Origin of the sequence: Blautia difficilis, from assembly GCF_014297245.1 — a bacterium.
GTDB lineage: Bacteria > Bacillota > Clostridia > Lachnospirales > Lachnospiraceae > Blautia_A > Blautia_A difficilis.
This window is the reverse complement of the sequence record NZ_JACOQG010000018.1, coordinates 34,216-57,132: the sequence shown is the minus strand read 5'-3', so window position 1 is coordinate 57,132 and position 22,917 is coordinate 34,216. Positions and strand designations below refer to the sequence as shown.

Annotated in this window: 22 protein-coding genes; 20 read left to right on the top strand and 2 right to left on the bottom strand. The window is 43.0% G+C overall.

Features of this window, described 5'->3' with window-relative positions; translation table 11 throughout:
- Nucleotides 1-70: 70 nt before the first annotated feature.
- From H8Z82_RS11340 to spoIVA, 5 genes are all read left to right on the top strand, one after another.
- Nucleotides 71-1,279 carry a tyrosine-type recombinase/integrase gene (locus tag H8Z82_RS11340; RefSeq protein WP_186995179.1) on the top strand — a complete coding sequence of 403 codons (1,209 nt, stop codon included), beginning with the start codon at nt 71-73 and terminating at the stop codon, nt 1,277-1,279.
- A gap of 461 nt (nt 1,280-1,740) precedes the next feature.
- A complete protein-coding gene (locus H8Z82_RS11335; RefSeq protein ID WP_019161517.1) occupies nt 1,741-2,220 on the top strand; it encodes a complex I 24 kDa subunit family protein in 480 nt (159 codons plus the stop codon).
- The gene (locus H8Z82_RS11330; RefSeq protein WP_186995178.1) at nt 2,217-4,088 is read left to right on the top strand and encodes an NADH-quinone oxidoreductase subunit NuoF; all 1,872 of its coding nucleotides are present in this window, start codon (nt 2,217-2,219) and stop codon (nt 4,086-4,088) included. The genes H8Z82_RS11335 and H8Z82_RS11330 overlap by 4 nt, the downstream gene beginning before the upstream one ends.
- A gap of 15 nt (nt 4,089-4,103) precedes the next feature.
- The gene (locus H8Z82_RS11325; protein WP_186995177.1) at nt 4,104-5,792 is read left to right on the top strand and encodes a [FeFe] hydrogenase, group A; all 1,689 of its coding nucleotides are present in this window, start codon (nt 4,104-4,106) and stop codon (nt 5,790-5,792) included.
- 99 nt (nt 5,793-5,891) lie between these two features.
- The gene (gene spoIVA, locus H8Z82_RS11320; protein ID WP_186995176.1) at nt 5,892-7,361 is read left to right on the top strand and encodes a stage IV sporulation protein A; all 1,470 of its coding nucleotides are present in this window, start codon (nt 5,892-5,894) and stop codon (nt 7,359-7,361) included.
- 13 nt (nt 7,362-7,374) lie between these two features.
- Here the strand turns inward: spoIVA and H8Z82_RS11315 are convergent, their stop codons facing one another.
- On the bottom strand, nt 7,375-7,749 hold the full coding sequence (locus H8Z82_RS11315) for a NusG domain II-containing protein (protein ID WP_186995175.1): 375 nt from the start codon (nt 7,747-7,749) through the stop codon (nt 7,375-7,377).
- 388 nt (nt 7,750-8,137) lie between these two features.
- Between H8Z82_RS11315 and H8Z82_RS11310 the strand changes: the two genes are divergently transcribed.
- The 15 genes from H8Z82_RS11310 (at nt 8,138) to H8Z82_RS11240 (ending at nt 22,275) form a co-directional block, all read left to right on the top strand.
- Nucleotides 8,138-9,013 carry a phosphoribosylaminoimidazolesuccinocarboxamide synthase gene (locus tag H8Z82_RS11310; protein ID WP_019161522.1) on the top strand — a complete coding sequence of 292 codons (876 nt, stop codon included), beginning with the start codon at nt 8,138-8,140 and terminating at the stop codon, nt 9,011-9,013.
- 204 nt (nt 9,014-9,217) lie between these two features.
- Nucleotides 9,218-10,243: a transglutaminase-like domain-containing protein gene (locus H8Z82_RS11305; protein WP_207724660.1), complete on the top strand. Its 1,026-nt coding sequence runs from the start codon at nt 9,218-9,220 to the stop codon at nt 10,241-10,243.
- 107 nt (nt 10,244-10,350) lie between these two features.
- Entirely contained in the window at nt 10,351-10,983 is a 633-nt protein-coding gene (locus H8Z82_RS11300) for a transglutaminase-like domain-containing protein (protein ID WP_186995173.1), read from the top strand.
- Between the two features lie 35 nt (nt 10,984-11,018).
- Nucleotides 11,019-11,663, top strand: a complete 645-nt coding sequence (locus H8Z82_RS11295) for a hypothetical protein (RefSeq protein ID WP_186995172.1) — start codon at nt 11,019-11,021, stop codon at nt 11,661-11,663.
- 32 nt (nt 11,664-11,695) lie between these two features.
- Entirely contained in the window at nt 11,696-13,090 is a 1,395-nt protein-coding gene (locus H8Z82_RS11290; RefSeq protein WP_186995171.1) for an MBOAT family O-acyltransferase, read from the top strand.
- Nucleotides 13,091-13,101: 11 nt separating this feature from the next.
- A complete protein-coding gene (locus tag H8Z82_RS11285) occupies nt 13,102-14,514 on the top strand; it encodes an alginate O-acetyltransferase AlgX-related protein (RefSeq protein ID WP_186995170.1) in 1,413 nt (470 codons plus the stop codon).
- The gene (locus H8Z82_RS11280; protein ID WP_186995169.1) at nt 14,511-15,458 is read left to right on the top strand and encodes an SH3 domain-containing protein; all 948 of its coding nucleotides are present in this window, start codon (nt 14,511-14,513) and stop codon (nt 15,456-15,458) included. Before H8Z82_RS11285 ends, H8Z82_RS11280 begins: the two co-directional genes overlap by 4 nt.
- Before the next feature lie 219 nt (nt 15,459-15,677).
- Nucleotides 15,678-15,956 carry a DUF2325 domain-containing protein gene (locus tag H8Z82_RS11275; RefSeq protein WP_019161527.1) on the top strand — a complete coding sequence of 93 codons (279 nt, stop codon included), beginning with the start codon at nt 15,678-15,680 and terminating at the stop codon, nt 15,954-15,956.
- Nucleotides 15,957-16,147: 191 nt separating this feature from the next.
- Nucleotides 16,148-16,357: a FeoA family protein gene (locus H8Z82_RS11270; protein ID WP_019161528.1), complete on the top strand. Its 210-nt coding sequence runs from the start codon at nt 16,148-16,150 to the stop codon at nt 16,355-16,357.
- A gap of 59 nt (nt 16,358-16,416) precedes the next feature.
- Nucleotides 16,417-16,638 carry a FeoA family protein gene (locus H8Z82_RS11265; RefSeq protein WP_026076955.1) on the top strand — a complete coding sequence of 74 codons (222 nt, stop codon included), beginning with the start codon at nt 16,417-16,419 and terminating at the stop codon, nt 16,636-16,638.
- Nucleotides 16,639-16,759: 121 nt separating this feature from the next.
- Nucleotides 16,760-18,919 (top strand): ferrous iron transport protein B, encoded by a 2,160-nt coding sequence (gene feoB, locus H8Z82_RS11260; protein ID WP_186995168.1) that lies wholly within the window; start codon nt 16,760-16,762, stop codon nt 18,917-18,919.
- A 53-nt stretch (nt 18,920-18,972) separates the two neighbouring features.
- Entirely contained in the window at nt 18,973-19,104 is a 132-nt protein-coding gene (locus tag H8Z82_RS11255) for a FeoB-associated Cys-rich membrane protein (RefSeq protein WP_173742516.1), read from the top strand.
- 69 nt (nt 19,105-19,173) lie between these two features.
- The gene (locus tag H8Z82_RS11250; protein ID WP_044997206.1) at nt 19,174-19,632 is read left to right on the top strand and encodes a transcriptional repressor; all 459 of its coding nucleotides are present in this window, start codon (nt 19,174-19,176) and stop codon (nt 19,630-19,632) included.
- A gap of 229 nt (nt 19,633-19,861) precedes the next feature.
- The gene (locus H8Z82_RS11245; RefSeq protein ID WP_019161533.1) at nt 19,862-20,179 is read left to right on the top strand and encodes a DUF6110 family protein; all 318 of its coding nucleotides are present in this window, start codon (nt 19,862-19,864) and stop codon (nt 20,177-20,179) included.
- On the top strand, nt 20,179-22,275 hold the full coding sequence (locus H8Z82_RS11240; protein WP_186995167.1) for a heavy metal translocating P-type ATPase: 2,097 nt from the start codon (nt 20,179-20,181) through the stop codon (nt 22,273-22,275). The genes H8Z82_RS11245 and H8Z82_RS11240 overlap by 1 nt, the downstream gene beginning before the upstream one ends.
- Nucleotides 22,276-22,391: 116 nt before the next feature.
- Here H8Z82_RS11240 and H8Z82_RS11235 read toward each other — a convergent pair whose 3' ends face one another.
- Nucleotides 22,392-22,760, bottom strand: a complete 369-nt coding sequence (locus H8Z82_RS11235; RefSeq protein WP_019161535.1) for a metal-dependent transcriptional regulator — start codon at nt 22,758-22,760, stop codon at nt 22,392-22,394.
- Nucleotides 22,761-22,917 lie beyond the last annotated feature (157 nt).

Below are 22,917 nucleotides of genomic sequence, written 5' to 3'. Positions count from 1 at the left end.
TATGTATGGTATGATTTATGTAGAAAATTGTCTCATTGTACATACGGACTTTTTGAAAGGATGATGTATAATGGGAAAAGATTTAAAAGGCAAAGAACTCGGAAAAGGTATTACGCAGAGAAAGGATGGCAGATATCAAGCCCGATTTACAGATAGATTCGGGAAACGCAGATGTGTGTACGGCACAACTTTAAAAGAAGTAAAAAATGCATTAATGAGTGAAATTGTAGATGATTACAGCAAAAATAATGTGGTGGATCCCAATATGACTTTGGATCAATGGTATGAAAAATGGATGAGGGTGTATAAAAAACCTGTTTTAAAGTCAAGTACAATCAGAATATACATACGTACATACCATTGCTATATAAAACCTGTGCTAGGCAGATTGCCATTGTCATCAATTACTAAATTGATGGTAACAGATTTACTTAACGGGCTGGGTAAAAGGTTACATAAAAGTACAGTCAATAATATACGTACAGTTTTGTGCGATTTATTCTCTTATGCTATGGATAATGATTTATGTACTAAAAACCCGGCAAAAGGCATAAAAATAATCGGAACTGACAGAAGAAAAATCGTTACCTTATCCCGTGAGGATCAAAGAGATTTCTTCTTTATGGCGAAAGGATGCTTCTATTATAATCTATATATTGTCGCAGTTAATACAGGACTTCGTTCAGGAGAACTGAGAGCGCTTACTTTAGATGATATTGATTTTAAAAATAATACTATAAATGTTACTAAAACTTTAACTTATTTTAGAAAATCTTCAAAAGATGATTTTTTAGGATACAAAATCAGCATACCAAAAACTAAATCCAGTATAAGAACTGTACCGATGAATTCCATATGCAGAAAAGCAATTGAAGATCAAGTACAGCAGCTCAATACATTGCCACCGATTGATTATGACTCTGACGTTCTTGGTAAGCTCCTTTTCGTGACAAGAAATAATAGACCCTTGATGGATGAAGTGCTTGGTAGTTCGATACGTACAGTAAGAAATAATGTTAATAAAATTAGAGCATCTCAAAATCAGCCTCTGATGCCAAAATTTAGTGCGCATACATTCAGACACACATTCGCCACACGCTGTTTTGAGGCAGGAATCCCACCAAAGACAGTACAATCATATCTTGGACATACAAATATTCAGATGACCATGGATATCTATACAGAAGTTTTAAGTGATAAAAAAATGAGTGACATTAAGTTGTTAGAAAGTACGATGAATGATATAAATACGTGCAGAGCATTCCAAAAAATCAGCTAATTATAAAATGGTGTAAAAATGGTGTAAAATCAGTATTAACACATTAAAACCATTGATTTTACAGGGAATTATAAACGACTTGTAGAAAAATATAAACATTTTCATGAAGAAAATGGAAATGCCCACAGCAATTCGTAGATATCAAGTTAGGGGCAAAATGCTTTTTGACCCTAACATCATTTCATAGAGTGTAAAAAAGACAGTCTGAGGCCATTGCACCGAAAGGTGTGTGGACAGGCTGTCTTTTATTTAACATGTTTGTGAAATAAATTGCATATTCAACAAATAATATTCCATACAATACGGATGCTTTATGTATAATAACTATAAATATTCAGAAAAATAAAGAAAGGATATTGTGAAAATTAGCTTATTGTAGTATAATAACAACAGCGCATATGTAGAAAATGACTAAAGTGTCAGCAAAGCCAAAACTATATAATATTTAAGGAGGGAACTGAATGTTAGACCAGTCTTATTACAAGAAAACAGATGAGATTATCGAGCACTATGGACGTAAAGCTGCTTCGTTAATTCCCATCATGCAGGACATTCAGGCAGAGTATCGTTATCTGCCGGGAGAATTACTCACCTATGTAGCGGCTCAGATCGGGGTAAAGGAAGCCAAAGCATACAGTGTGGCAACCTTCTATGAAAACTTTTCCTTTGAGCCAAAGGGAAAATATGTGATCAAGGTATGTGACGGTACTGCCTGTCATGTGAGAAAATCCATGCCTGTGAAAGAAGCCCTGATGAAGGAGTTGGGATTAAGCCATAAGAAACACACTACAGATGATATGCTTTTTACTGTGGAGACTGTTTCCTGTCTGGGTGCATGCGGACTGGCACCTACACTGACAGTAAATGATGCGGTACATCCCAAAATGACACCTGAGAAGGCTGTAGAGCTGTTAAATGAATTGAGAGGTGAGAACGTATGAGTATTACATGTAAAGAAGACCTGTTGAACCGACAGACAGAGGTAAAAGAGCAGATCAATACTTATACCTGCCGCGTACTTGTATGTTCAGGTACAGGTTGTATTGCATCCGGTTCTGAGAAAATTTATGAAGAAATGAAAAGGCTCTGTGAGGATATTGACGGGGTTACCGTTGAGATGCAGAAGGATGTTCCTCATGTGGGAGTGATCAAGACAGGATGCCAGGGCTTATGTGAGCTGGGACCGTTGATGAGAATTGAACCCTATGACTATCAGTATGTACATGTACAGCCTGAGGACTGTAAGGAAATTGTAGAGAGAACAGTTCTGGAGGGCAAACCTGTAGAGCGGCTGTTTTACAGAGAACATGACAAAGTCTGTCCTCATCCTGACGATATTCCGTTCCTTAACCAGCAGACACGTATTGTGTTGGAAAACTGCGGCAAAATCGATGCAGAATCCATAGATGAATATATTGCAGTGGGTGGCTATCAGGCACTGGCAAAGGCTTTGGGTTCCATGACCTCTCAGGAAGTGATTGACGAAGTGACAAAATCCGGTCTCAGAGGCCGTGGTGGTGCAGGCTTCCCGGCTGGTAAGAAATGGTCTCAGGTAGCACGCCAGGCAGAAAAGACCCGTTATGTTGTGTGTAACGGTGATGAGGGTGACCCTGGTGCATTTATGGATGGCTCCGTAATGGAAGGTGATCCATATAAAATGATCGAAGGTATGACCATCGCAGCCTATGCGGTAGGAGCAGAAGACGGTTATATTTATGTTCGTGCAGAATATCCTCTTTCTGTAAAACGTCTGCATATGGCTATTGAACAGGCGGAAAAATATGGTCTGTTAGGTGATAATATTTTAAATTCCGGTGTAAACTTCCATTTACATATCAACAGAGGTGCCGGAGCTTTCGTATGTGGAGAAGGTTCAGCACTTACCGCATCTATCGAGGGCAACAGAGGTATGCCTCGTGTAAAACCGCCCCGTACAGTAGAGAAAGGTCTGTGGGGAAAACCTACAGTTTTGAACAATGTAGAGACCTATGCGAATGTACCACGGATCATCCTTCAGGGAGCTGACTGGTTCCGTACCATCGGTACAGAAGGAAGTCCTGGAACAAAGACCTTCTCCCTGACCGGTGCCATTGAGAATACCGGCCTGATCGAGGTTCCTATGGGAACCACTCTCCGCCATATTATTTATGATATCGGAGGCGGTTTGAAGAGTGGTGCTGCTTTCAAGGGAGTTCAGATCGGTGGACCTTCCGGTGGCTGTCTGATTCTGGAACAGTTGGATGCACCTCTTGATTTTGATGCAGTAAAGAAGTTGGATGCAATTATGGGCTCCGGTGGTCTGGTAGTTATGGATGAGAATACCTGTATGGTTGAGGTAGCCAGATTCTTTATGAACTTTACACAGCGAGAGAGCTGCGGTAAATGTGTACCATGCCGTGAAGGAACCAAACGTATGCTGGAGATTCTGGAGAGGATCGTAGATGGCAAGGGTGAGATGTCTGATCTGGATGAGCTGGAAGAACTGGCAAATATGGTTCAGAATATGGCTCTCTGCGGTCTTGGCAAGAGTGCGCCTCTTCCTGTTATCAGTACCCTGAAACGCTTCCGTGATGAATATGAGGAACATATCCGTGACAAAAAATGCCGTGCAAAGGTATGTACAGCGCTTCGTCAGTTCCATATTAACCCTGAATTCTGTATCGGCTGCGGCAAATGCGCGAAAAACTGTCCGGCAGGTGCTATTTCAGGTAGGATCAAACATCCATATCACATCAATAACGATGTCTGTATCAAGTGCGGTGCATGTAAAGACAACTGTAATTTTGATGCGGTATACGTGGAAGCATAGAAGGGAGGATATACTATGGGCCATATGATAATTGACGGTAGAAAGGTAGAATTTACCGATGAAAAAAATGTCCTGTCTGTCATCCGCAAGGCAGGAATCAATATTCCGACACTGTGCTACCACTCAGAGCTATCCACCTTTGGAGCCTGTCGTCTGTGTACGGTAGAGGATGACAGGGGCAGAACCTTTGCCTCCTGTTCAGAGGAACCAAGAGACGGAATGGTGATCTATACCAATTCCGGTAAGATCAAGAAATACAGAAAACTGATCGTGGAACTTCTTTTGGCAGCGCATTGCCGTGACTGTACAACCTGCGTAAAGAGTGGGGAATGTATTCTCCAGGAACTGGCACACCGTCTGGGTGTCCGGGAAATCAGATTTGAGAATACCAGAGAGACCAGGGAGCTGGATACCAGTTCACCATCCCTGGTGAGAGATCCTAATAAATGTATTCTCTGTGGTAACTGTGTCCGTGCCTGTGAGGAAATCCAGGGTATCGGTGCTCTTGGATTTGCATTCAGAGGAACAGAGGCCATGGTAATGCCTGCATTTAATAAAAAGATATCAGAAACAGAGTGTGTAAACTGTGGACAATGCCGTGTATTCTGTCCTACAGGTGCTATTTCTATTAAAACCCACATGGATGAAGCATGGGAAGCTCTGGCAGATCCGGAGGTACGGGTAGTTGCCCAGGTTGCTCCGGCAGTCCGTGTGGCAGTGGGAGATCATTATGGTCTTACCAAGGGTAGGAGCGTAATGGGCAAGATCGTAAACGCTCTTCACAGAATGGGCTTTGATGAGGTATATGATACTTCCTTCAGTGCTGACCTTACGATTATGGAGGAGAGCGCAGAATTCCTTGACAGGATCAAAAAGGGCGAGAAGCTTCCGCTTCTTACTTCCTGTTGTCCTGCATGGGTGAAATTTATTACAGATCAGTACAAAGAATATATTCCAAATATTTCAACCTGCCGTTCCCCTCAGGGAATGCTTTCAGCAGTGATCAAGGAATATTTCCGTGATCCGGAACATGCAGCCGGCAAGAAAACAGTTATGATCTCCATTATGCCCTGTACAGCAAAGAAGGCAGAGGCAGAACGTCCCAATAGTTATACAGAGGGAGAGAAGGATACAGATATTGTGATCACTACTACAGAGCTTCTTCGTATGATTGATAACTTTGGCATTGATTTTGCATCTCTGGAACCGGAAGCCTGCGATATGCCATTTGGCTTTGGCTCAGGCGGCGGTGTGATCTTTGGTGTGACCGGTGGTGTGACAGAGGCAGTGCTTCGCCGTCTTACCCCGGACCACAGCAAGGAAACCATGCGTGAGATCGCAGAATGCGGTGTACGAGGAGAGGAAGGTATCAAGGAATTTACGGTACCTTATGAGGGTATGGATCTTAAGATCTGTGTTACCAGTGGCCTGGCAAATGCCAGAAAGGTTATGGAGCAGGTAAAGAACGGTGAGAAAGAATATCATCTCATCGAAGTAATGGCCTGCCGCAGGGGCTGCATCATGGGTGGCGGACAGCCTACCAGAGCAGGTGACAGAACCAAATCCCTGAGGGCCAAAGGTCTGTACAATGCAGATAATACTACGATCATCAAGAAATCCGATGAGAATCCATTAGTTGTAGAGCTTTACAATGGACTGCTCAAGGGAAAAGAACATCATCTTCTTCACAACGAATCCTATTAAGGATTTTGTATAAAAACAGGTGAATAATCAGCAGCCTCCGGGCATATCTTATAACAATACATGTGATTGTTTGTAAATATGCAAGGGGGCTGCTTTTATATGGAAAATTTTCAGATATACCGGGATATTCAGGCCCGTACCGGAGGGGATATATACATAGGTGTGGTGGGACCGGTACGTACCGGTAAATCTACTTTTATCCGGCGTTTTATGGAGATAGCCGCTCTGCCGCAGATGTCGGAGAGAAAGCAGGCAGAGATCCGGGATCAGCTGCCGTTGAGCGGTTCCGGAAAAATCATTACAACTGTAGAACCAAAATTTATCCCCAAAGAAGCGGTCAGCGTTTCTCTGGGCACAGAACAGAAGGTGAGGGTACGGCTGATCGACTGTGTGGGATTTCTGGTGAAGGATGCAGGGGGAAATATGGAGGATGGAAAGGAAAGAATGGTAAGAACACCCTGGTCGGAAAAAGCCATTCCTTTCCATGAAGCAGCCAGGATCGGCACCCAGAAGGTAATAGAGGAGCATTCCACCATCGGACTGGTGATCACTTCTGATGGTTCTTTTGGTGAACTGCCCAGAGAAAATTTTACAGAGGCAGAGGAGAAAACCATTCAGGAGTTAAAAAAACAGCATAAGCCCTTTCTGGTACTGGTCAATTCCCAGATGCCATACAAAGAAGCTGCCCAGAAAGCAGTATCTGAAATCCAGGAGAAATATCAGGTAACTGCCCTGAGTGTAAACTGTGATCAGCTTCACAAAGAAGATATTGCCCAGATCCTGGAAAAAATACTTTATGAATTTCCGGTAAGCCAGATTCAGTTTTTTATACCCAAATGGGTGGAGATGCTGCCTGCTGACCATGAAGTGAAAAAACAGCTTTTGGAACAGATTAGGGAAAAAACAAAGCATCTGTTTCAGATCCGGGACATTACAAAAGAAGCCATACAGTTATCCGGACCTTATGTAAAGGATTCTCTGCTGGAGGATACAGGTCTGTCCGATGGTACTGTGAAGGTAAGGGTAAGGATACAGGATAAATATTATTATCAGATGCTTAGTCAGATGAGTGGGACTCAGATGGAAAGTGAATATGAACTGATCCATACCATAAGGGATCTGGTACATATGAAGGAGGAATATGTAAAGGTCCGGAATGCACTGGAAGAGGTAAGAGGCTCCGGATATGGGGTGGTAGTGCCCAGGCTGGATGAAATCGAAATCCAGGAACCTCAGGTTATACGCCAGGGCAATAAGTTCGGTGTAAAAATAAAGTCCAAAAGCCCGTCCATCCATATGATCAAAGCCAACATTGAGACGGAAATTGCACCTATTGTGGGTACAGAACAGCAGGCAAAAGATCTGATTCAGTATATTGAAGAGAGCAGCGAGAGAGGGGAAAGTATCTGGGAGACAAATATTTTCGGGAAATCCGTAGAACAGCTGGTGCAAGATGGCATCCGAAGCAAAATTGCGGCCATCAGTGAAGAAAGCCAGATAAAGCTTCAGGATACCATGCAGAAAATTGTAAATGACAGTAAAGGCGGTCTGGTATGTATTATTATCTGAGAAACAGGGCAGATCAGGTTACAGCGTCAATAGAGAGCCCGTCATCTGACTGAGCACCTGCAGAGGCTTTCGTACCCTCGATCACAACCTTATTGGGAAGGCAGACGATGGTGCCGCCTTTGGAATCAATGGCATGCTGTTTCATACACAAATGATCCGGGCAGGTGGCTTCCGTCATATGGGCCTGCCCGTTTTTTATTTCGCAGATATTTGTATGGCCGATGGATATGGTCTGATCCTTTCCAAGAGAATAGGTGCCCAGTTTGTTGCCATCTACGGTGATGGTGATATAGCCGTAGTGCCCTTTCTGAAAATGGTGAATGCCCAGCCAGAGGATCAGAGCCAGAATCAGAATTCCGCCGATAAATAAAGCTTCTTTTTTTTTCAAGAAAATACCTCACATTTCATAAATCTCAAGCCAGAGGTCAAATGCTTTTTACCTCTGACATCCTGTAAAAAATTATAAGTTATCAGTTACTGTTCACTCCGTTCACAGTAACTTAGCCAAAATTCATTCCAGATTGCCTGCGGCAATGGAATTTTGGCTTGTATGTCTCGGGATTTTGGCATATTCATGCCAAAACACCTCGCGGAATAGTGGTGTGTGAACAGTAACAGTTATCATAACATGACAAAAAAACAAAAACAATAGAGTATGTCGGAGAAAATAATAATATGATAAAATTTATGGAAGAATCTTGACAACCGGACTCATGTGGTGGTACGTTAATACAGAATCATTATAGAATACATAACGAAGATTGAGGTGCGAGAAAATGCAGGAATTAAAACCGATCAAAGAAGGTAAAGTACGTGAGATTTATGACAATGGTGACAGTCTGATCATGGTAGCAACTGACCGTATCAGCTGTTTCGATGTAATCTTGAAAAACCAGGTTACAAAGAAAGGTGCTGTACTGACACAGATGTCAAAATTCTGGTTTGATTTTACAAAAGATATTCTTCCCAATCATATGATTTCCGTTGATGTAAAAGATATGCCGGAATTCTTCCAGCAGGAAAAGTTTGACGGAAACAGTATGATGTGCCGCAAGCTGAACATGCTTCCTATTGAGTGTATTGTACGTGGATATATTACCGGAAGTGGCTGGGCAAGCTATCAGGAGACAGGAAAGGTCTGTGGCATTCAGCTTCCGGAAGGACTGAAAGAGTCTGACAAATTACCTGAGCCGATCTATACTCCTTCCACAAAGGCTGAGATTGGTGATCATGATGAGAACATCTCCTATGAACAGAGTATTGCTCACCTTGAGAAATACTTCCCTGGAAGAGGAGAGGAATTAGCTTCAAAGCTTCGTGATAATACAATCGCACTGTATAAAAAGTGCGCAGAATATGCTCTGAGCAAGGGAATCATTATTGCAGATACCAAATTTGAGTTTGGACTGGATGAAGAGGGAAATATGGTGATCGGTGATGAGATGCTTACACCGGACAGCTCCCGTTTCTGGCCTGCAGACGGATACGAGGCCGGACATGGACAGCCATCCTTTGACAAGCAGTTTGCCCGTGACTGGCTGAAAGCCAATCCGGATAATGACTGGACTCTTCCTCAGGAAATCGTAGATAAAACAATCCAGAAATATCTCCAGGGCTATGAAATGCTCACAGGAAAGAAACTGGGAGAATAATTTCCAAGGGGTTTCCTTCATCAAAAAAATACTGTTGCATGCAACAGTATTTTTTTGCGTGTATTACGCGAATTATATAGAAATCAATTACATTTTTTGATACAATAAATAACAGAAAAAAATAACAGAAAAATGAAAATGTAAAATAAAAAGTCCAAAAAGTGAAAGCAGGAGTAAACATAGAAAGAGAAAATGAAACAGAGTATGAAAGCATTAAAAGGATTTTTTCTGACAACAGCCTGCGTATTTTGCCTGACAGTGGCAGGTACGTCAGCAGTTACTTATGGACAGGAGACGGTTCCGACAGTTACATCGGAAGCTTTTCCGACTATCACGCCGGAGGCAGTGCCTACAGTTACACCGGTTCCCCAGCCTACAGCAGTGCCAAAGAAAAAAGGACTGGTAAAGGAAGGTAAGAAGCTTTGCTTTTACTATTCCAATGGCAGCAAGGCGAAGAATAAGCTGAAAACAGTCAACGGTGCCACCTATTATTTCGGACCGGACGGCTATGCAGTGTGCGGCGGCGTAAGGTTTAAGAATAAGAACAAGGTATATGTTTTCGGTGAGAATTTTAAACGGATCAAAAATAAAAAGGGAAAAATCATCCGGGTGAGATACAGTATTTACTATATGACCGGCAATAACGGAGAAGCAGCTACCGGATTCTTTATTTATAAAAATAACCTTTATTACGGAGGTCCGGGAGGAAAGCTGTACAAGAATCGATCCCTGGCCAACCGGTACCATTTTACAGCCTCCGGTGCAGCCAAGAAAAATACGGATGCGCTGCTGAAAATAAAAACCATGCAGATTGCATCTTCCATTACCAATCCAGGTATGACAAAAAGTCAGAAGCTGTATGCCTGCTGGCGATATGTGGTAGGCGGACATATCGGTTACTGGTCTGTGTATCCCAATCTGGGACAGGCAGGATGGCAGAGATCCCTGGCGCTGAACACACTGGTAAACGGCGGCGGTAACTGTTATGGATTTGCATGTGCATTTGCAGCATTGGCACAGGAAGTTGGTTATAAGCCTTATGTGGTTTACGGATATGTACCGGGTTCCCGTGACGGCAGGGCTGATGGAATGACCAGACATTGCTGGGTACAGATCAACGGTCTCAGCTATGATCCTGAAGGAACTTATGCAGGATGGGCACCGGGTATTTATGGCACTGCCGGATATGGGGTTTATCACTGGACTTCCGGCTCTGTGAAATTCGCCTGATATGAGCCTGACTTCAGAGCTGTCTGACAGCCTGGAGTTATAATATAACACCTGACTGCTATTTTTTGCAGTTAAAGGTTAAGTTTTATGAAAAGGAGAGAAAAGTTATGATGAAAAAGACAATTTTTAAGAAACTGATGGTGCTCTGTACTTCAGCAGCTCTTGCCTTCGGCACAGTACCTGCAGGTGCAGCTGATGTGGTTCCACAGGCTGTTACAGTAGAGACAGTAAGTGCGCAGGCTGCAAAACCAGGGAAAAACCTGAAGGACAAAAATCTGGCAAAATCACTGGACAAGGTGATCAAGGCTCAGAAATTTACAAAGAAAACAACGGACAAGCAGAAATTACAGAAGCTGTTTAATTACACCAAAAAAGCTTACAAGTATAAACGTTATATGGGGATTCCTTCTGCAAAAGGCTGGGATGCCAAGCTTGCAAAGGAAACTCTGTCTACAAAGCAGGCAAGCTGCTACCATGATGCAGCCACCTTTGCTTATCTTGCCAGACGTGCAACAGGACTTCCTGTGAGAATCTGCATTGGAACAAGTAATCTGTATAATACCTCCAGATGGCAGAGTCATGGATGGGTAGAGATCAAGGTAAAAGGCAAATGGTATACCTTTGACACCAATGGGAACAGATTTTCCAAGAGAAAAGATGTGAAATGGTTTATGCAGAAGCATGCTTCCATGGAAGGCAAAGTCTACAAAACCCAGAAAATCTATAACGTTAACTTTTAACTAAGATAAACAGGAGAAAGGAAAAAAGTGAAAAGATGTTAAAAAAATCTGTAAAAATAATCCTGACTGTTTTTTGTCTGCTGTTCGTTTCTGTATCTGTTGTTTCTGTTAATGGAGCAGAAATAACACAGTCCGGGCAGACAACAGTGAAAAAGGGACTGGTAAAGGAAAAAGGCAAATACTATTTCTACGAAGTAAAAGAGGACGGCACCTCTGCCAGAATCAAAAATAAATGGAAAAATGTAAAGGATGCCAAAACCAAAAAGACCTACAGATACTATTTTGGCAAAGACGGAGCTGCCTATGCAGGAAGCAAAGACATGTTCGGAAGAAAAAAACTGGCTGTGAAGAAGATTGGCGGCAAGCAGTATGGCTTTGATACAAATGCCAGAATGATAAAGGGCGTGGCTGCTTCTTATCTGAATTCCGGGGAAAAGCTCTATGCTTTTAATTCTAAGACAGGTGTGTACGATGTGCCGAAGACAAAGAAGATCCGTAAGGCCTACGGTTATGAAAAGAAAGCTGCACCGTTGAAAAAGCTTCTGGGAAAACCGAAAAAGATCAAAAAAGGAACAGGCTGTTATGGAAACGGCAAAGAATATTTGCTGTATTATGATAACTTTGTATTAAGCACAGGCGAGACTGCAAAAGGAGTAGAGGTTATTTTTGGTGTAATGTAAAAGTACTCCATAAATGACCGGTGACATAAATTATGGTTTTCAGTTCAATGGTTTTTATGTGTGTATTTTTGCCGGCTGTTTTTGTCCTGCACTGTATTCTGCCGGGAATACGGGCTAAAAATGCACTTCTTCTCCTGGCAAGCGTACTTTTCTATGCTTACGGAGAACCGGTATATATTATTTTATTGTTTATTTCCACTTTATTGAATTATTTCTGTGCCTGCGGGATTGACAGGTTCCAAAATCACAGGAAGGGAATCCTGGTTCTGGCAGTGATCTGCAATCTGGGAATCCTTATTGTATTTAAGTATACAGATTTTATCCTGGGGATGGTCAACAGTGTGACAGGGCTTCATCTGCCGCTGCCTCAGATCCGCATGCCTATCGGTATTTCTTTCTTTACTTTCCAGGCAATGTCTTATGTGATCGATGTTTACCGGGAAACTACCAAGGCCCAGAAAAACTATGCAAAAGTACTTCTCTACATATCCTTTTTCCCACAGCTGATCGCGGGACCTATTGTGAAGTATCATGATGTGGCAGCGGAAATTGATCAGAGAACGGTGACACTGGACGGTATTGCCCTGGGAATCCGCAGATTTTCTGCAGGTCTCTGTAAAAAGGTTCTCCTGGCCAATACCCTGGGACTGGTGGCTGACAATCTTTTTGGTGCATCTGCAGGTTCCATCAATGGGGCAGGAGCATGGCTGGGAGCGATTTCCTATATGCTCCAGATCTATTTTGATTTCAGTGGCTACAGTGATATGGCCATTGGTCTGGGATGGATGTTCGGATTCCACTTTAAGGAGAACTTTAATTATCCATACATCAGCGGTACGATCCGGGAATTCTGGAGAAGATGGCATATGTCTCTTTCCGGATGGTTTCTGGAGTATCTGTACATCCCTCTTGGGGGAAACCGCAAAGGAAAATTCCGCACAGTTGTCAACAAGATGATTGTTTTTTTGTGTACCGGAATCTGGCATGGAGCAGCCGTTAATTTTCTGTTCTGGGGTGTTTATCATGGATTTTTCCTTATGCTTGAGGAATATATTCCCTGGATCGGAAAAAAAGGCTCTGCTGTAAAATCCTTCTTCCAGCATGTGTATGCTCTGCTGGTGGTATGCATCGGATTTGTATTTTTCAGAGCAGAGACCATGGCACAGGGATGCTTCTGGGTCAGGAAAATGTTTACAGGCTTTGGATGGAATGCCGGTGCCATGAGCTTTGCACTGCAGCAGATGACCCCTGTTTTTCTGGTTACTCTGGCCGGTGCGCTGATTGCCTGCTGCCCTGTTAAAAAACTGATAAGTGAAAAGAAATGGTACGGTCCTGTGGCATATGTCTGCAGCCTGGCAGGTCTGGTGATCTGCATTCTCAGCCTTGCCAGCGGAACCTATAATCCATTTATTTATTTCAGGTTTTAAGGGAGGCAGCTATGAAAAAAGGAAAATTGATTTATTGTATTTTGTTTTTTGCCATCTGCCTTTGTCCTTCCCTGGGAATGCTTGTGACAAAGCAGGAGACATCTTCAGAAAACAGACAGCTTTCAGAGTTTCCTTCTCCAAAAACAGAGGAGGGGAAGATCAATGTGGAATGGCTCTCCCAGGCAGGAGATTATTTCCAGGAGCATTTTGCGTTCAGAAATGAACTGGTTACCGGAAATGCACTGCTCCACGGCAGACTTCTGGAAACCTCTACTGCAGATGGTGTGATCCAGGGTAAAAATGGCTGGCTCTATTACAAGGATTCTCTGGATGACTATCTGGGACAGGATTTACTGTCTGACAGGAGCCTGTTCAATATTGCCCATATGCTGTCCATGACCCAGCAGGCCCTGGAGGAAAAGGGAGTGAATTTCCGGTTTACCATTGCTCCCAATAAGAACTCTCTCTATGGAGACAACATGCCTTATTATGATAAGCTGAAGGTATCCGACCAGACAAACAGAGAAAATCTGGAAGGCTGGCTGAAAACGGAAAAGGTTGCTTATGCAGATCTGTACCAGGCGCTGATGGAGGAGGATGAGGTTCTTTATCATGCCCGGGATTCCCACTGGAATAACAAAGGTGCAGCACTGGCAGCAGACGTACTGATGGATGCCCTTGGTAAGGACCATGATTCCTATGAGGGAGAAAGTTATACAGTGCGCAGGGATTATACAGGAGATCTGGATACTATGCTGTATCCCCTGGCTTCGACAGCAGACGATGAGATTTATTATGACAAAGAGACCACCTATGCTACTGTGGAAGAGATCCAGAGCAATTTTGATCCCCGGATCACCACCGTAAACCCGGTAAAAGAGGGAAGCCTGGTCATGTACAGGGATTCCTTTGGAAATGCCCTGCTTCCTTATATGGCAGATGCCTATGCCAATGCCTATTTTTCCAGAGGAATTCCCTATCAGCTGACGGATGTGGAGGCACATAGCGCGGATACGGTGATCATTGAGAGGGCAGAACGTTTTCTGCCGGAAATGTCCCAGTTTCCACCTGTGCTTGCAGCAAAGGAAATCAGTCTGACTGAGAATGAGGAGCTTCAGGGATCTGATGGAGCTGTTGATGTAAAGATCAAACCTCAGGGAATGACTGCTCAGCTCAGCGGCCGGATCAAAGAAGGGCTTCTGGATACAGATTCCCGGATTTATCTGAAGGTTAATGGCTCTGTCTATGAGGCCTTTCCTATGGACGTGAAAGTGGGAGAGAATCTGGATGATAACGGATTTTGTCTTTATCTGCCCAGTGAGCTGGTGGCAGCAGACGGAAATGATGTTGAAATACTGATTGAGAAAGATAATAAAATTTATAATATTTATCAAAATAATATCAAGGAGGATTCCGTACAATGAAAAAGAAGTTAATTACTAAAATTTTAAGCATCTCAGTAGCAGGGGCAGTTGCCCTGACACCTGCCGCAGCATTTGGCGCGCAGACAGAGGAGAATACACAGACTGAAAGTGCAGAAGCAGCAGATGAGACAAAAGAGGTGGAAGATCTGAAGATCAAAACTGAAACCCAGGAGCTGACTGTGAAAAATCAGACAGGATATGCACTGACAGCAGGAGAGCTGGAAGATGCAGCAGATGAAACAGAGGACGCAAAGGCAGAGGATACAAAAACAGAAGACACAGCAGAGACTACAGAAAAAGCCCAGGGTAAGATGCTTACAGTTACCGGTGAAGATGGAACAGAGCATGTTTTCAAAAACATGGATCCGGATTCCTGGACAGAGCCTGTTATCTATGATGAATATGGATTCCTTTATATCAAATATGAGAATAAGGACAAAAAGGAAGAGGAAGTGGCTGAGACAGCAGAGGAGAAAGAGTGGGGCGAACCTCTTACCATGTATCTGCTTTCCAATGTAAATGTCCGTGAAAAGGCAGACAAAGAGTCCAAATCCTTAAAGGTTCTTTCCACAGGTACTGAGGTAAAGGGTATTTCTGTTGCACCGGGCTGGATTAAGGTGCAGGCAGATGATATTACAGGTTATGTATATCATACCTATATTACAGAGAATAAAGAGGCAGCAGATGCCAAGGTAAAGGCTGAACAGGAGGCCAAGGCCCAGGCTGAGGCAGCAGCGGCACAGGCAGCAGCTGCTCAGGCACAGCAGAGCCAGAATAATTATGATTATTCCCAGGATCAGGGCAGCTATCAGGAGCCTGCACAGTCAGCTCCTCAGGAGAAATATGAAGTTGGCCGTCAGCAGTATGATGACTGTGACGGAAGCGGACACGGATATTATGAGATTACCTATTCTGACGGCAGTGTAGGATACGAAGAATATTGATCAAACAGATAAGGGTGTAAATATCTGAAGCTTTTTCAGATATACGCGAAAAGGACTGTTGTACATTTTGGTGTATGACAGTCTTTTTTTGTCTGTGAAACACAATAGGTTATTGACAGAAAAAGCGTGTTAGTTTATACTAACATATAGTTAAACGAGAATAACTTTCGTACAGGATAAAATATTAACCAAAAACACAGGATCAAAGGAGGAACATATATGAGTATTGTAATCGTAGGTGGACATGACAGAATGGTAGCACAGTATAAAAAAATCTGTAAATCTTATAAATGTAAATGTAAGGTGTTTACGCAGATGGAAGCGAATTTCGGCAAGAAGATAGGATGTCCGGATGTTCTGGTGCTTTTTACAAACACAGTATCCCACAAAATGGTGAAATGTGCACTGGACGAGGTGGGAGCTTCCACTGATATCGTACGCTGCCACACAAGCAGCGGAAATGCCTTAACTGGTATTCTTGAAACACGTTGCTGTTAAAAATTCTATTATGCACATTGCAATAATACAGTGATAAATAAATGAGATTTTTTATTAATGTTTTAAAACGAAAAACTTTATCAATAAAAAATGTAAAATAGTTATTGACATCTAACCAAAATTAGAATACACTAACTACGTAATAAAGATAATATTTATCATTTATTAAATACCAGAAAGGGATGAAAAAAATGCCGCTGTCAATGGTGAATGCCGGTGAACCTTTCACGATCAAAAGGATCGGAGGCAAAGAAGAAGTTAAGAGACACCTTGAGGAACTGGGCTTTGTGGTAGGAGGAATTGTGACAGTTATTTCCGAGATCAACGGAAGCCTGATCGTCAATGTTAAAGAATCCAGGGTTGCCATTGGAAAAGACATGGCAAGCAAGATTATGGTCTAGGGTGTGTTTGAAACAGAAGTGTGTTTGAAGCAGAACTCTGGGGAAAGAAGGGAAAAGATTTGAAGACATTAAAGAATGCGCGTGTAGGAGAGACTGTAAAGGTTCAGAAGCTTACAGGTGAGGGCCCGGTCAAGAGAAGAATTATGGATATGGGAATCACGAAAGGCGTGGAGGTTTATGTGAGGAAGGTTGCACCTCTGGGAGATCCGATAGAAGTAACAGTAAGAGGATATGAATTATCCCTGCGTAAAGCAGATGCCGAAATGATTGTTGTAGAATAATTTTTTTGATAACAGGTTAGGATGTTCTAACAATTAGATGGTACTAATAGTTTACAAAGACTAATTTTGTATAAACAGAATGTCCTGAATGAAAAAATATCAAAGGTAGAGGAGAGAGATTATGTCAGTAAAAATTGCACTCGCAGGTAATCCGAACTGTGGTAAAACCACATTGTTCAATGCACTGACCGGATCCAATCAGTTTGTAGGTAACTGGCCAGGTGTAACAGTAGAAAAGAAGGAAGGTAAGTTAAAGGGACACAAAGATGTGATCCTTACTGACCTGCCGGGTATTTATTCTTTGTCACCATATACTCTGGAGGAAGTAGTTGCCAGAAATTATATCCTTCAGGAAAAACCGGATGCGATCATCAATATTATTGATGGTACCAATATTGAGAGAAACCTGTATCTGTCCACACAGATCCTGGAGCTTGGAATTCCGGTGATCATGGCCATTAACATGATGGACATTGTAAAAAAGAATGGTGATACCATACATATTGATAAGCTGAAAAAAGCGCTGGGCTGTGAGGTAGTTGAGATTTCTGCCCTGAAGGGAACCGGAATCACAGAGGCTGCCAATAAGGCTGTAGCCATTGCACAGAGTCACAGAAAAGTAACACCTGTTCATGAATTCTGTGAGAAAGCGGAAGATGTAATCAGTGATGTAGAAGCAAAGCTTACAGGTGTTGTAGAGGAATCTCAGAAGAGATTTTTTGCCATCAAGCTTCTGGAGAGAGATGATAAGATCGCAGAGCAGATGAAAACCAAAGTGGATGTATCTGCTGAGATCAGAGAAATGGAAGAGGCATTTGACGATGACACAGAGAGCATCATCACAAATGAGAGATATGTCTATATTTCTTCCATTATCGGCAAATGCCTGACAAAGGCAAGAAAAGAGAAGCTTACAACCTCTGATAAGATCGACCGTATCGTCACAAACAGATGGCTGGCACTTCCTATATTTGCAGTTGTAATGTTTATCGTGTATTATGTATCTGTAACCACAGTTGGTACGATCGTAACAGACTGGACCAATGATGTGCTCTTTGGTGAGATCATTCCTCCGGCTATTCAGTCCGGACTGGAAGCAGTACACTGTGCTGCATGGCTGCAGGGACTGATTCTTGACGGTATTGTAGCAGGTGTTGGGGCAGTACTTGGTTTTGTACCTCAGATGCTTGTGTTATTTGCATTCCTGGCATTCCTGGAGTCCTGCGGATACATGGCACGTGTAGCATTTATTATGGACCGTATTTTCCGTAAATTCGGACTTTCCGGTAAATCCTTCATTCCAATGCTGATCGGCAGCGGATGTGGTGTTCCTGGTGTTATGGCTTCCCGTACTATTGAGAACGACCGTGACCGTAAAATGACAATTATGACAACTACCTTTGTTCCCTGTGGTGCAAAGCTTCCGATCATTGCCATGATCGCAGGTGCATTCTTCAACAACAGTGGATGGGTAGCAACAAGCTCTTATTTTGTAGGTATCGCAGCAATCATCTGCTCCGGCATTATCTTAAAGAAAACAAAAATGTTCGCCGGAGACCCTGCTCCTTTTGTTATGGAGCTTCCGGCATACCACTGGCCTACACTCAGCAACATTCTGAGAAGTATGTGGGAACGTGGATGGTCCTTTATCAAAAAAGCAGGTACTATTATCCTTCTTTCCACTATTGTTCTCTGGTTCCTCATGGGCTTTGGATGGGAAAACGGTGCCTTTGGCATGGTAGAGGAACTGAACAACAGTATTCTGGCAAAGATCGGTTCCGCAATTGCATGGATCTTTGCACCACTTGGATGGACAAAGGCAGGCGAAGGCTGGAAGATGGCTGTTGCAGCTGTTACAGGTCTGATTGCAAAAGAAAACGTTGTTGCAACCTTCGGTATGCTCTTTGGCTTTGCTGAGGTGGCAGAGGACGGTGCAGAGATCTGGGGCAACCTGGCGCAGGTTATGACACCGATCGCAGCTTATGGTTTCCTGGTATTCAACCTTCTGTGCGCTCCATGCTTCGCAGCTATGGGTGCCATCAAGAGAGAGATGAATAATACAAAATGGTTCTTCTTTGCAATCGGATATCAGTGTGGACTGGCATATCTTGTATCCCTCTGCATCTATCAGATCGGTACCCTGGTAACAGGCGGCGGATTTGGTATCTGGACAGTTGTGGCATTTGTGATCGTTGCAGGATTCTTATATCTGTTGTTCAGACCATATAAAGAAAGCAATACCCTTAAAGTGAATGTAAAGGGTCTGGCAGGAGCGAAATAAATAAATTGGACTTCTGCCTGTTAAAAGATTAAGATTAAGATGGAGGTATCGTTATGGGAACTTTGATCGTAGGTGGCATTTTACTTCTGGTTGTTGTGCTGATCGTCAGAGGAATTATCCGTGACAAAAAAAGCGGAAAGCATTCCTGTGGCGGTGACTGCAGCCATTGCCGGGGCTGTCATTGATAACAGAAAGCTCAGGCTGAGAAATAGATAAAAGACGAAAAGCGGAAGGATGATGTGATTTTGGGAGCAATGGCGTTAAGGAAAAATAATGATTGTACAGAAACAAATTACCAGAGAACCCAAATGCAGAAGGATGTGGTCATCCGGGAATTAAAGAAGCGTGGCTGCAGAATAACCAAACAGCGCAGGATGCTTCTGGAGGTCATTTTGGAAAATGAATGCTCCTGCTGCAAGGAAATCTATTATAATGCCTCCCGTCTGGATCCGGGGATCGGATCAGCCACTGTGTATCGTATGGTAAACCTTCTGGAGGAAATCGGTGCCATAAGCAGAAGAAATATGTACAAGATCGTCAGGAATCCTGACTGTTCCGAAGGAAGCGTGTGTACCGTTGAACTGGATGACAATACAGTGCAGAGATTATCCAAAGATAATTTTAATCATGTAGTACAGGCAGGATTACGGGCCTGTGGATATATTGATCAGCAGGAAATCGAGAAAATGTTTGTGAGTCCCTGTGAAATATGAAAAAAATATTGCCGCCAGGAAGATCCGAAAGATTTTCCTGGCGGTTTTTAGAATACGTTTTTGATTAAATTTCTCATTAAGCCAAAAACAGTGGAATTTGGAAAAAACTGGTTGTATAATACAGGAATTATATGATACTAAGGTCAAAAGTTTACAAAGACGTTCGTGCTTGCATGATCAGACTTTTGAACTTTATAATATCAACTCATACATTAAGGAGGAAAATACAATGATTAAATTTGACGGTAAGAAAACAGGAATTTTTGCAGCAGGAGTAGCTTTTGGAACAGCAGGTATTAAGATCCTTACAAGCAAGGACGCAAAGAAATTTTACACAAACTGTACAGCAGCAGTTCTCCGTGCGAAATCCTGTGTGATGAAAACAGCTTCCACAATCCAGGAAAATGCAGAAGATATTTATGCAGAAGCACAGCAGATCAATGAAGACAGAGAAGCAGCTGAGGAAGTAGTGGAAGATACAGCAGAAGATACTACTGATTTCAGAGAAGAGAAAGAAGAAACAACAGAAGAAGGCAGCGAGGAATAATGAAGTTTGCTATTAAGCATGAAATAAAAGGACGTATCCGTATCCATCTGACACAGAAAAGCATGACTTACAGACAGGCAGACATTCTCCAGTGTTATCTGGAAGCCCAGACAAATGTGACCAGGGCTTCCATCTATGTGAGAACCCGGGATGTGGCTGTTTTTTATACAGGAAGCAGAGAGGCACTGATAAGATTACTGAGTAGATTTTCCTATGAAACAGCCCAGGTATCTGAGACAGCTCTTGAAAACTCCGGGCGGGAATTAAATGAGACCTATAAGGAGAAGCTGATCAATTCTGTAGTGCTACGGACATTGAATAAAATGTTTCTGCCATATCCGGTACGTGTGGCACTTACTACGGCAAAATCCATAAAATACCTTTACCATGGTGTCCGCACTCTGCTGAAGGGTAGACTGGAGGTTCCTGTACTGGATGCCACAGCCATCGGTGTATCTATGCTCCGCGGTGACTTCAATACTGCAGGCTCCACCATGTTCTTACTTGGCATCGGTGAGATTCTTGAAGAGTGGACACACAAGAAATCTGTCAATGATCTTGCCAGAAGTATGTCCATCAATGCAGAGAAGGTATGGCTTTTAAATGCAGAGGGCCAGGAGGTTCTTGTGCCGGTTTCTTCTGTTATGGCAGGAGATCTGGTACGCGTACATATGGGAAATGTAATTCCTTTTGACGGAAATGTAGTGGCAGGAGAGGCTATGGTCAACCAGACCTCTCTTACCGGTGAATCCGTGCCTGTCCCCAAGGCAGAGGGAAGCTTTGCCTATGCAGGAACCGTTCTGGAAGAAGGGGAGATCACAGTCAGAGTGAAAGAAGCAGCAGGATCCAGCCGATATGAGAAGATCGTCAGCATGATCGAGGATTCCGAGAAGCTGAAATCCTCAGTGGAAAGTAATGCAGAACATCTGGCAGACCGTCTTGTGCCTTATACTCTGGCAGGTACAGGTGTAACCTGGCTGCTTACCCGAAATATGACAAGGACACTTGCAGTGCTTATGGTAGATTTCTCCTGTGCACTGAAGCTTGCCATGCCGATTACCGTATTATCTGCCATCAGGGAGGCAAATACCCACAGCATTACAGTAAAAGGCGGCAAATATATGGAAGCAATGGCTGATGCCACCACCATCGTATTTGACAAAACAGGTACCCTTACAAAGGCAAAACCTGTAGTTGCAGATGTAGTGCCTTTTAATAATGAACTGAGCGCCGATGAGCTTCTGCGTATTGCAGCATGTATGGAAGAACATTTTCCTCATTCTATGGCAAGGGCTGTGGTCAATGCTGCCAGAGAGAAACATCTTGTTCACGAAGAAATGCATTCCAAAGTAGAATATATTGTGGCACACGGCATTTCTACCACCATAGAGGGCAAGAAGGCAGTGATTGGAAGCTGGCATTTTGTAATGGAAGATGAGAAATGCGTGATCCCGGATGGAATGGAAGACAGATTTGAACATCTGCCCCTGGAATGCTCTCACTTATATCTTGCCATTGAAGGTAAGCTTGCAGCAGTTATCTGCATAGAGGATCCTCTTCGTGAAGAGGCAGCAGATGCTGTCCGTGAATTAAAAGCAGCAGGCATCACCAAGGTTGTGATGATGACAGGAGACAGTGAACGTACAGCTGCAGCCATTGCCAAAAGGGTGGGAGTAGACGAATACTATTCTGAGGTTCTGCCTGAGGATAAGGCATCCTTTGTGGAGAAGGAAAAGGCGTTGGGACATAAGGTGATTATGATCGGTGACGGAATCAATGATTCCCTGGCACTTTCTTCAGCAAATGTAGGTATCGCCATCAGTGACGGTGCTGCTATTGCCCGTGAGATCGCTGATGTTACGATCTCTGCTGATAATCTCCATGAGATCGTCACCTTAAAGAGACTGAGCACAGCTTTGATGAAGCGTATCCACAATAATTACAGAACAATTATTGGTGTGAACGGCGGTCTGATCGCTCTTGGAGTTACAGGCGTGATCATGCCAACAACCTCCGCATTGCTTCATAACATGTCAACCCTGACCATCAGTTTACGAAGTATGAGAAATCTTCTTCCGAAGGAAGAAACCTTATAGATAAGAAAAGAAGTCCTGACTGAAAAGCAGAGGATTACAGATGGATGTATCCCTGCTGCCTCGGTCAGGACTTCTTTCCTTTGGGTATAAGTGCCAGATGTGACAATCCAGTAAAATCAATGGGTATCTGCCACAAATTTCTTGATAGCGGAAAAGCTCTCCGAGCTGATGGCATGCTCCATTTTACATGCGTCCTCAGCTGCAACCTCAGGATCTACTCCCATAGAAGTTAACCAGTTGGTCAGGAAAGTATGTCTTTCATAAATTTTATCTGCAATTGCCTGTCCGGCTTCTGTAAGATTGATAAAACCATTCTCGTCAACCGTAATATAATTACTGGTTTTTAAATTCTTCATTGCAACGCTGACACTTGGCTTGGAAAAAGAAAGCTCACGTGCAACATCAATAGAGCGGACATTTCCGCTTCTTTTCTTGATCATAAGGATTGCCTCAAGATAATCCTCTCCTGATTCGTGTATTGCCATATTCATACTACCTCCCATGTATTGTTTTGGATTATAACATAAATTTTCATTTCCGTAAAGAAAACTGCAGAAAACTATTGACAGCACAGAAAAGAATGTTATAATAAAATCAAACAAGTGAACAAGTGCTCATATATTAAAATGAATAAAATGAGCC

Coding starts and splice junctions, on each gene's coding strand:
- H8Z82_RS11340 (WP_186995179.1), top strand. CDS start 71: ATGGGAAAAGATTTAAAAGGCAAAGAACTCGGAAAAGGTATTACGCAG.
- H8Z82_RS11335 (WP_019161517.1), top strand. CDS start 1,741: ATGTTAGACCAGTCTTATTACAAGAAAACAGATGAGATTATCGAGCAC.
- H8Z82_RS11330 (WP_186995178.1), top strand. CDS start 2,217: ATGAGTATTACATGTAAAGAAGACCTGTTGAACCGACAGACAGAGGTA.
- H8Z82_RS11325 (WP_186995177.1), top strand. CDS start 4,104: ATGGGCCATATGATAATTGACGGTAGAAAGGTAGAATTTACCGATGAA.
- spoIVA (WP_186995176.1), top strand. CDS start 5,892: ATGGAAAATTTTCAGATATACCGGGATATTCAGGCCCGTACCGGAGGG.
- H8Z82_RS11310 (WP_019161522.1), top strand. CDS start 8,138: ATGCAGGAATTAAAACCGATCAAAGAAGGTAAAGTACGTGAGATTTAT.
- H8Z82_RS11305 (WP_207724660.1), top strand. CDS start 9,218: ATGAAAGCATTAAAAGGATTTTTTCTGACAACAGCCTGCGTATTTTGC.
- H8Z82_RS11300 (WP_186995173.1), top strand. CDS start 10,351: ATGATGAAAAAGACAATTTTTAAGAAACTGATGGTGCTCTGTACTTCA.
- H8Z82_RS11295 (WP_186995172.1), top strand. CDS start 11,019: ATGTTAAAAAAATCTGTAAAAATAATCCTGACTGTTTTTTGTCTGCTG.
- H8Z82_RS11290 (WP_186995171.1), top strand. CDS start 11,696: ATGGTTTTCAGTTCAATGGTTTTTATGTGTGTATTTTTGCCGGCTGTT.
- H8Z82_RS11285 (WP_186995170.1), top strand. CDS start 13,102: ATGAAAAAAGGAAAATTGATTTATTGTATTTTGTTTTTTGCCATCTGC.
- H8Z82_RS11280 (WP_186995169.1), top strand. CDS start 14,511: ATGAAAAAGAAGTTAATTACTAAAATTTTAAGCATCTCAGTAGCAGGG.
- H8Z82_RS11275 (WP_019161527.1), top strand. CDS start 15,678: ATGAGTATTGTAATCGTAGGTGGACATGACAGAATGGTAGCACAGTAT.
- H8Z82_RS11270 (WP_019161528.1), top strand. CDS start 16,148: ATGCCGCTGTCAATGGTGAATGCCGGTGAACCTTTCACGATCAAAAGG.
- feoB (WP_186995168.1), top strand. CDS start 16,760: ATGTCAGTAAAAATTGCACTCGCAGGTAATCCGAACTGTGGTAAAACC.
- H8Z82_RS11255 (WP_173742516.1), top strand. CDS start 18,973: ATGGGAACTTTGATCGTAGGTGGCATTTTACTTCTGGTTGTTGTGCTG.
- H8Z82_RS11250 (WP_044997206.1), top strand. CDS start 19,174: ATGGCGTTAAGGAAAAATAATGATTGTACAGAAACAAATTACCAGAGA.
- H8Z82_RS11245 (WP_019161533.1), top strand. CDS start 19,862: ATGATTAAATTTGACGGTAAGAAAACAGGAATTTTTGCAGCAGGAGTA.
- H8Z82_RS11240 (WP_186995167.1), top strand. CDS start 20,179: ATGAAGTTTGCTATTAAGCATGAAATAAAAGGACGTATCCGTATCCAT.
- H8Z82_RS11235 (WP_019161535.1), bottom strand. CDS start 22,760: ATGGCAATACACGAATCAGGAGAGGATTATCTTGAGGCAATCCTTATG.